Source organism: Thiohalocapsa sp. (assembly GCF_022340605.1).
Taxonomy (GTDB): domain Bacteria; phylum Pseudomonadota; class Gammaproteobacteria; order Chromatiales; family Chromatiaceae; genus Thiohalocapsa.
The window spans coordinates 1-7,662 of sequence record NZ_JAJDNQ010000130.1 but is presented as its reverse complement, the minus strand read 5'-3'; the positions used below and the strand labels follow the sequence as shown (position 1 = coordinate 7,662).

The following is a 7,662-nucleotide window of genomic DNA, read 5'->3' as shown; positions in this document are numbered from 1 at the left end:
CATCAAGTCCGGCGTGCGGCCCAGGCTCGCGGTGCTGCGCGAGCAGGGCGTCAATGGCCAACTGGAGATGGCCGCCGCCTTCCACCGCGCCGGCTTCGACTGCATCGACGTGCACATGTCGGACATCATCGAAGGCCGCTGGGACCTGTCGGGCTTCAAGGGGCTCGCCGCCTGCGGCGGCTTCAGCTACGGCGACGTGCTCGGCGCCGGCGAGGGCTGGGCCAAGACCATCCTGTTCAACGCCCGCGCCCGGGAGCAGTTCCAGGCCTTCTTCGAGCGCGCCGACACCTTTGCGCTCGGCGTCTGCAACGGCTGCCAGATGCTCGCCAACCTGCGCGAGCTGATCCCGGGCGCCGGCCACTGGCCGCACTTCGTGCGCAACCGCTCCGAGCAGTTCGAGGCCCGGCTCGCGCTGGTGGAGGTGCTGGAGTCGCCGTCGGTGCTGCTCGCCGGCATGGCGGGCTCGCGCATGCCCATTGCCGTCGCCCACGGCGAGGGTCGTGCCGAATTCCGCGATGCCGAGCACCTGGCAACCGCCCAGCCCTTCGCCGCGGTCCGCTACATCGAGACCACCGGTGAGCCCGCCGAGCGCTACCCCGCCAACCCCAACGGCTCCCCCGGCGGCATCACCGGGCTCACCACCGCCGACGGCCGCGTCACCATCCTGATGCCGCACCCCGAGCGTGTCTTCCGCGGCATCCAGCACAGCTGGTGCCCGGACGACTGGGGCGAGGACGGCCCCTGGCTGCGGCTGTTCCGCAACGCCCGGGTTTGGGTGGGGTGACCGAGGCTCTCCCGGAGCCGGTTGCCGCGCCGTGGGAGCGCCGTCCCCGGCGCGATGCGGCGCCTGCGCTGCTGATCGCGGCGAAGACGCCGCTCCCACAGAGCCGGTCGCTGCCCCGTGGGAGCGCCGTCCCCGGCGCGATGCGGCGCCTGCGCTGCTGATCGCGGCGAAGACGCCGCTCCCACAGAGCCGGTCGCCGCGCCGTGGGAGCGCCGTCCCCGGCGCGATGCGGCGCCGGCGCTGTTGATCGCGGCGAAGACGCCGCTCCCACAGGGCCGGTCGCCGCGCCGTGGGAGCGCCGTCCCCGGCGCGATGCGGCGCCGGCGCTGTTGATCGCGGCGAAGACGCCGCTCCCACAGGGCCGGTCGCTGCCCCGTGGGAGCGCCGTCCCCGGCGCGATGCGGCGCCGGCGCTGCTGATCGCGGCGAAGACACCGCTCCCACAGGGCCGGTTGCCGCGCCGTGGGAGCGCCGTCGCCGGCGCGACGCGGAGCCTGCGCTGCTGATCGCGGCGGGGACGCCGCTCCCACGCTATGCGGTGACGCTGTGGCGCTCGCGCAGGTCGCCGACCCAGGCGCGCTGTGCCTCGCGGCGGCGCCGCTTTTCCAGCGCCTGGCGGATGCGGTCCTTGACCTGCGCAAAGGGTAGGGTGCGGGCGGGCTCGATGTGCTCGCAGAGCAGGATGTGGAAGCCCATTTCGGACTCCACCGGTGCGCTGATGCTGTCTTCAGCCAGCGCGAACAGGGCGGCGTCCACCTCGGGGTAGAGCTGGCCCGGGGAGATGTCGCCGAGCTTGCCATCTTCCGTGGCGGTGGGGCACTCCGAGTGGCGCCGGGCCAGGCGCGCGAAACGCTGCACGATGTTGTCGCTGTTCTCGCCCAGCTCGGCGACCAACTCGGTGGCGCGGGCCAGGGCGGCGTCGCGGGTGTTCTCGGCGTAGTCGTCGTTGACGGTGATGAGGATGTGGCGGGCGGTCCGGCGCTCGGGGGTCTGGAAGCGCTCGCCGTGCAGCTGGTAGAAGAGCCGGGCGTCGGTCTCGGTGACCTCGGCGTGACGGCTGCCGATGCGCTGCATGACGGCGTCGAAGGTGAGCTCCCGGCGCAGCGCGAGCTTGAGCGCCGCGGCGTCGAGGCCGTTGCGGGCGAGGTCGGCATTGAGCTCGCCGGCGTCGTCGAAGCGCCCGGCCACGTCGGCGAAGCTCTGCTCCACGGTGCTCTCCGCGATGACCACGTCGGCCGCCTCGCGGGAGCCGAGCACCAGCTCCTCCAGCTCGAAGGTCTGGTCGGCCTGTGCCCGGGCGGCGGCGCGCTGGTCGTCGTCCAGCGCGACAAGGTTCGACTGGAAGCGCTCGGTGGCGGCGCGGAGCAGGTGGTAGCGATAGGCGGCGGCCTTGTCGGAGTTGTCGGCGCTCGCCGGTTCGATGCACGCGGCGGACATGCTCATGCGGCGTCCTCCTGTGTGTCGGCGGGGTCTTCGCCGCCGGGCGGCACGAGCGCGGACTCGGGCACCTGAAGCGTATTGCAGCCGGGAAAGTCCACATAGTAGGCGACGTCGCCCGGGCTGCCGTCCGGCCGTGGGGTGCCGCGCAGCACCCGGGCGATCTCGCCGACGGTGCCGGGCTGCACCAGCACGCGTCCGCCGGCGCCGAGCGCGACGCGGGCAGCGACCTTCTCGCGGCTCTCGAACAGGCTCGGCGTCCAGGGCTCGTCGGCGGCTTGCAGTTCTTCCTCGCGACAACCGACCACACGGTCGATGTCCAGGAAGTGCACCGTGTAGATGATCTGGTCCTGCAGGAAGGTGCCGACGTCGCGCACGAAGCCGGTGCTGCCCCGGCGCACCAGCAGCGCGCCGGTGGGCTCGCCGGGGTAGGTGCCGTCGTTGCGCACGTTGCGCAACACGCGCACCTCGTCGCCGTACTCGAACTTAGGACGCATGGCTGGCGGGCGTCGGGCGCGCTGCGAGCAGGTCATCAAGACCGACGTTGACCGTTCTCGGCTCGTGCATGCGGAAGACGCGGAAGACCTTCTCGGTGCGGGCGTCGGAGGTGACGAAGTCCTGGTAGGCGCGGTTCAGCAACGCGGCGTAGGCGGCGTAACGCGCGGCGGGCTCGGCCGACAGGTCGCCGGCATCGTCCAGGTAGTCGTGGAAGCGCTGTAGGATGTGCAGCCGGCTCACGTGCACGACGGCGGGGTCGAAGTCCACGCCGAAGAAGACCAGAAAGTCCTCGGCGCTCTCCAGCTCGTCGAGGGCGTCTTCCAGGATTTCCAGGGTGGGCGGGATGGCGGCGCTGGTGCTCATGGGATGGTCTCCGGTGGGTGGCGGTGCTTGACGGGATGCTTAGGTCAATGGATGAAGGTGATGTTGTCGCCCTTGGCCTGGACTTCTGCGCGGAAGGCGGCGTCGCGGGCCCAGCTCAGCAGGTCGGCGAGGCCAAGGCGGTCGTGCTCGTCGAAGGCGGCGATGCATTCGAGCCGCGCCAGGGCTTCCGCGGGCCGGTTCATGCGCAGCAGCACGTAGCCCGCGCCCTTCATGGCCAGCAGCAGGAAGCGGGTCAGGGTCATGGACTGCTGCACGGCGTGGCCGAAGCTCGCGTGGTCGAGCAGGTGCCAGTCTTCCTGGATGCCGAGCTCGCGGGCGGCGATCGTGATGCAGTGGTCGGCGACGGCGAGGGTCTCGGGGTAGCGGCGCTGGTAGAAATAAAAGCGGTAGAGGGCCACCAGCACCGTCAGGTCATCCGGTGCCAGCGCTTCTGCGCGTTGCAGGCAGCGCTCGGCGGCATCCGCGTCGTCGCCGTAGTGCTCCGACGCCTCGTGGATGAGCGCGGCGGCCGCCGGTGGCAGCGGGCGTTCGAAGTACATCTCGTCGGCGGTGAAGTCGAGCAGATCCATGGGTGCTTTCGTGCGCGGGGTGCTGGGGTTGGGGCGGCGCTTCAGGCGGGCGCGGCGCCGGCTGCCGGGCGTTGGCCCAGCCGCGGGTCGAGGGGTGCGCTCGCGGCCAGCTCGTCCAGGAAGCGGCGCAGGTCGGCGCCCTCCGGCGGGTGCTTGGTCTCGGTGACGAAGCGGCGCACCAGCGGCAGCAGCCGTTCCGCCTGGCCGTCGTCGATGGTGGTGGCGAGCTGCTCGGCATAGGCCATCTGCACGGCGTGGCGGCCGGAGTGCTTGCCCAGCACCATGCGGTGCGTGCGCCCCACCTCGGCGGGATCGATGCCCTGGTAGTTGCGCGGATCCTTCAGCAGGCCGTCGACGTGGATGCCGGCCTCGTGGGTGAAGGCGCCATCGCCGACGAGGCTCTTGTGCCAGGCCACCGGCCGGCCGGAGGCCGTGGCCACCAGCTTGGAGAGGGCGTCGAAGCGCGTCAGGTCCACGCCGGTGCCGAGGTGGTGCACGTGCTTGAGGCCCATGACCACCTCCTCCAGCGCGGCGTTGCCGGCGCGCTCGCCGAGGCCGTGCACGGTGGTGTTGACGTGGGTGGCGCCGCCGCGCACCGCCGCCAGGGTGTTGGCGGTGGCGAGCCCGAGGTCGTCGTGCGCGTGCATCTCGATCTCGCAATCGCAGGCGCTGGCGAGGTCGCGGATGCGCTCGCAGGTGCCGAAGGGGTCCAGCAGACCGACGGTGTCCGCGAAGCGCACGCGGCGGGCACCGGCTGCCTGTGCCGCCTCCGCCACTTGGCGCAGAAAGACCGGGTCGGCGCGCGAGGCGTCCTCCATGCCGACACCGACGCCGAGCCCCAAGTCCAGCGCCGCCGGCACCAGGCGCGCGATCTGCGCCAGCACCCAGGCGCGGTCGCGGCCGAGCTTGCGGGCGATCTGCTGGTCCGACACCGGGATGGACAAGTCGACCAGGTGCACGCCTAGATTCCGGCAGGCGGCGATGTCCGCCGGCAGCATCCGCACCCAGACCATGAGCCGCGCCTTCAGGCCCAGCGCGGCGGTGGCGCGGATGGCCTCGCGCTCGTCTTCGCCCATGGCCGGGATACCCACCTCCAACTCCGGCACGCCCAGCGCATCCAGCCCGCGGGCGATGGCCAGCTTCTCGTCCAGCGAGAAGGCGACGCCGGCGGATTGCTCGCCGTCGCGCAGCGTGGTGTCGTTGATGGTGACCAGCGCCGGGGTGCGGCTGGCGGGAGCGTCCGGGATCTGCATCGGCCTGTTCCGTGCGGATGTTGCAGGGATGGTGTTGCAGGATCGTTAAGCAAATCCCGAGCCAAGCGTTAGGATAATGGCCAATCAGTGGCTTATGGGCGCTGGGTGGCCGCCGGCTGCGGGCTTTGCGACAGCCGCGGCGGACCGTTGTCGGGGATGCGACGCGGTGGCCGGCTACTGGGAGCGCCGGCGTCTCGCCGGCTACTGGGAGCGCCGGCGTCTCGCCGGCTACTGGGAACGGGGGCGTCTCGCCCCCGAGACGGGACGCTCGCCAATGCCTGGATCGACCGTCCAACGCCTTCGAGGCCTCCCGCACCGGCGGCTGGAAGCCGCCGATCCCAGTTGCCGGCAAGATGCCGGCGCTCCCAGTCGGCCGGGCACAAGCCGCGAAGTCGGCTCACGGCCGAATCTCGATGGGCGTGCCGTCGTCCACGGCACGCCAGATGACCTCCATCGGTACATTCCGCACGACGATGCAGCCGTGGGTGTGATCGACGTATTGCATCAGCCAACCCAGCCAGCCCCAGCCATTCACCTGGCCGTGGATCATGATGAGCCCGCCCGGGTCGTCACCGCGCTCGCCGGCGGCGGTGATGTCGTGCGCGTCCGGGTAGGAAACGTGCAGGGAGCGGTAGCAGCAGCTACCGGGGTTGCGCCAGTCCAGAACGTACCGGCCCTCCGGCGTGCGCAGGTCTCCTTCGCGCTGCTTGTCGCCGACGGGATTGCGGCCGAGAGACACGCGCCAGCTGCGGTAGGGCACGCCGTCGCGCAGCAGGTATAGCCGCCGCTCGGACTTGACCACGAGTACCGCGTCGGCCTTCGGCGGCTGCTCGGCGAGCCATTGCGGGAGCTGGTACTCGAAGCGGCGCAGCAGGGCGATGGTGGCGATGCTCAGCATCAGAGCGGCGCAGAGCACGAGGTGCAGCGAGTGTCGCCCGCCTTGGCCGGGGTGGGCGTCATGGGCCTCAAGAGCAACGGCGACGGTGGTGGCTTGGCGGCTGCGCGGCTCGTGCTGGTTCATCGGTCCCCTCTTTCGGTTAGTCTTGCCGAATGACCACCAATCACCGGCTTGTCGATTTCAGAGGTGTTGAAGCGGGGTTTGGCTGCGTACGAGACCCAAGCGCTCGCGGAAACCTTGCGCCGCCCTTATGACATCTATCGCGAGTTGGACCTGGGCCCCGGCGGCTATGCGGCAGCGCCCGCGAGGGACGCGAAGCGCGCGGTTGCGGATGCCATGCGCTGCAAGCTTCGATTCGGTTCATGGCCAGTTCCAGCCCGCAAGGCCGGCGCAGTCGCTTCGGAAGTTCGCGAGTTTGTGCGGCCTTCAAGCCGCCAACCCCCGCCCGCGCAGTTCCTTGATCTGATCCCGGATCGCCGCGGCGCGCTCGAACTCCAGGTCGCGGGCGGCGCGGTACATGTCCCTCTCCAGCGTCTTGACCTTGGCGGCCATCTGCGCCGGGGTGAGGTCCGCGTATTCGGCGATCTGCTCGGCGACCTTGGCGTATTCGCGCGCGCTGCGCGGGGCGCCGGGGGCGTGGGCCTCCATGATGTCGGCGACGGCCTTGCGGATGGTCTGCGGCGTGATGCCGTGCTCGGCGTTGAAGGCGATCTGCTTGGCGCGGCGGCGCTCGGTCTCGTCGATGGCGCGGCGCATGGAGCCGGTGATCTCGTCGGCATAGAGAATGGCCTTGCCGTGGGCGTTGCGGGCGGCGCGGCCGATGGTCTGGATCAGCGAGCCCTCGGAGCGCAGGAAGCCCTCCTTGTCGGCGTCGAGGATGGCGACCAGGCTCACCTCCGGCATGTCGAGCCCCTCGCGCAGCAGGTTGATGCCCACCAGCACGTCGAACTCACCGAGGCGCAGGTCGCGGATGATCTCGACGCGCTCGACGGTGTCGATGTCGCTGTGCAGGTAGCGTACGCGCACGCCGTGCTCGCTTAAGTAGTCGGTGAGGTCCTCGGCCATGCGCTTGGTGAGCGTGGTGGCCAGCACGCGTTCGTCGGCGGCGACGCGCTCGCGGATCTCGGAGAGCAGGTCGTCCACCTGGGTCAGCGCCGGGCGGACTTCGACCTCCGGGTCCACCAGGCCGGTGGGGCGGACGACTTGCTCGATGATGGCGCCGGAGTGCTGGTGCTCGTAGTCGCGCGGCGTGGCGGAGACGTAGATGACCTGCGGCTGCTTGGCCTCGAACTCCTCGAAGCGCATGGGCCGGTTGTCCAGCGCCGAGGGTAGCCGGAAGCCGTACTCGACCAGGTTCTCTTTGCGCGAGCGGTCGCCGCGGTACATGCCGCCGAGCTGTGGCACCGTGACGTGGCTCTCGTCGATGACCAGCAGCGCGTTGGGCGGGATGTAATCGAACAGGGTCGGCGGGGGCTCGCCGGCGGCGCGGCCGGACAGATAGCGGCTGTAGTTCTCGATGCCGGAGCAGTAGCCGACCTCCACCATCATCTCCAGGTCAAAGAGCGTGCGCTGCTCCAGGCGCTGCGCCTCCACCAGCTTGTCGTTGGCGCGCAGCCACTCCAGCCGCTCGCGCAGCTCGTCCTTGATCTGCTCGACGGCGTTGAGCACCACCTCGCGCGGGGTCGCGTAGTGGGTCTTCGGAAACACCGTGTAGCGGGGCACCTTGTGCTTGAGCTCGCCGGTGAGGGGGTCGAACAGCGACAGCGCCTCGATCTCGTCGTCGAACAGCTCCACCCGCAGCGCCTCGTCGTCGGACTCCGCCGGGTAGATGTCGATGACG

8 protein-coding genes are annotated in these 7,662 nt (G+C 70.7%); 1 reads left to right on the top strand and 7 read right to left on the bottom strand.

What is annotated here, in order from left to right:
* Positions 1-784 (top strand): phosphoribosylformylglycinamidine synthase subunit PurQ (locus LJE69_RS16300; protein ID WP_296927056.1); only part of this gene is annotated, 784 nt, incomplete at its 5' end.
* 530 nt (positions 785-1,314) lie between these two features.
* Here the strand turns inward: LJE69_RS16300 and nifM are convergent.
* The 7 genes from nifM to LJE69_RS16265 form a co-directional block, all read right to left on the bottom strand.
* Entirely contained in the window at positions 1,315-2,226 is a 912-nt protein-coding gene (nifM, locus tag LJE69_RS16295; protein ID WP_367114694.1) for a nitrogen fixation protein NifM, read from the bottom strand.
* Positions 2,223-2,717, bottom strand: a complete 495-nt coding sequence (locus LJE69_RS16290; protein WP_296927054.1) for a nitrogen fixation protein NifZ — start codon at positions 2,715-2,717, stop codon at positions 2,223-2,225. The genes nifM and LJE69_RS16290 overlap by 4 nt, the downstream gene beginning before the upstream one ends.
* Positions 2,707-3,081, bottom strand: coding sequence for a nitrogenase-stabilizing/protective protein NifW (gene nifW, locus LJE69_RS16285; RefSeq protein WP_296927052.1), 375 nt, complete (start codon positions 3,079-3,081; stop codon positions 2,707-2,709). Before nifW ends, LJE69_RS16290 begins: the two co-directional genes overlap by 11 nt.
* A gap of 44 nt (positions 3,082-3,125) precedes the next feature.
* Positions 3,126-3,671: a hypothetical protein gene (locus LJE69_RS16280; protein WP_296927050.1), complete on the bottom strand. Its 546-nt coding sequence runs from the start codon at positions 3,669-3,671 to the stop codon at positions 3,126-3,128.
* 41 nt (positions 3,672-3,712) lie between these two features.
* Complete coding sequence (gene nifV, locus LJE69_RS16275; RefSeq protein WP_296927048.1) at positions 3,713-4,924, bottom strand: homocitrate synthase; 1,212 nt, start codon at positions 4,922-4,924, stop codon at positions 3,713-3,715.
* A gap of 397 nt (positions 4,925-5,321) precedes the next feature.
* On the bottom strand, positions 5,322-5,945 hold the full coding sequence (locus tag LJE69_RS16270) for a L,D-transpeptidase family protein (RefSeq protein WP_296927046.1): 624 nt from the start codon (positions 5,943-5,945) through the stop codon (positions 5,322-5,324).
* A 303-nt stretch (positions 5,946-6,248) separates the two neighbouring features.
* On the bottom strand, positions 6,249-7,662 hold a 1,414-nt coding region (locus tag LJE69_RS16265), incomplete at its 5' end, for a helicase-related protein (protein WP_296927044.1).

Coding starts and splice junctions, on each gene's coding strand:
- nifM (WP_367114694.1), bottom strand. CDS start 2,226: ATGAGCATGTCCGCCGCGTGCATCGAACCGGCGAGCGCCGACAACTCC.
- LJE69_RS16280 (WP_296927050.1), bottom strand. CDS start 3,671: ATGGATCTGCTCGACTTCACCGCCGACGAGATGTACTTCGAACGCCCG.
- nifW (WP_296927052.1), bottom strand. CDS start 3,081: ATGAGCACCAGCGCCGCCATCCCGCCCACCCTGGAAATCCTGGAAGAC.
- nifV (WP_296927048.1), bottom strand. CDS start 4,924: ATGCAGATCCCGGACGCTCCCGCCAGCCGCACCCCGGCGCTGGTCACC.
- LJE69_RS16290 (WP_296927054.1), bottom strand. CDS start 2,717: ATGCGTCCTAAGTTCGAGTACGGCGACGAGGTGCGCGTGTTGCGCAAC.
- LJE69_RS16270 (WP_296927046.1), bottom strand. CDS start 5,945: ATGAACCAGCACGAGCCGCGCAGCCGCCAAGCCACCACCGTCGCCGTT.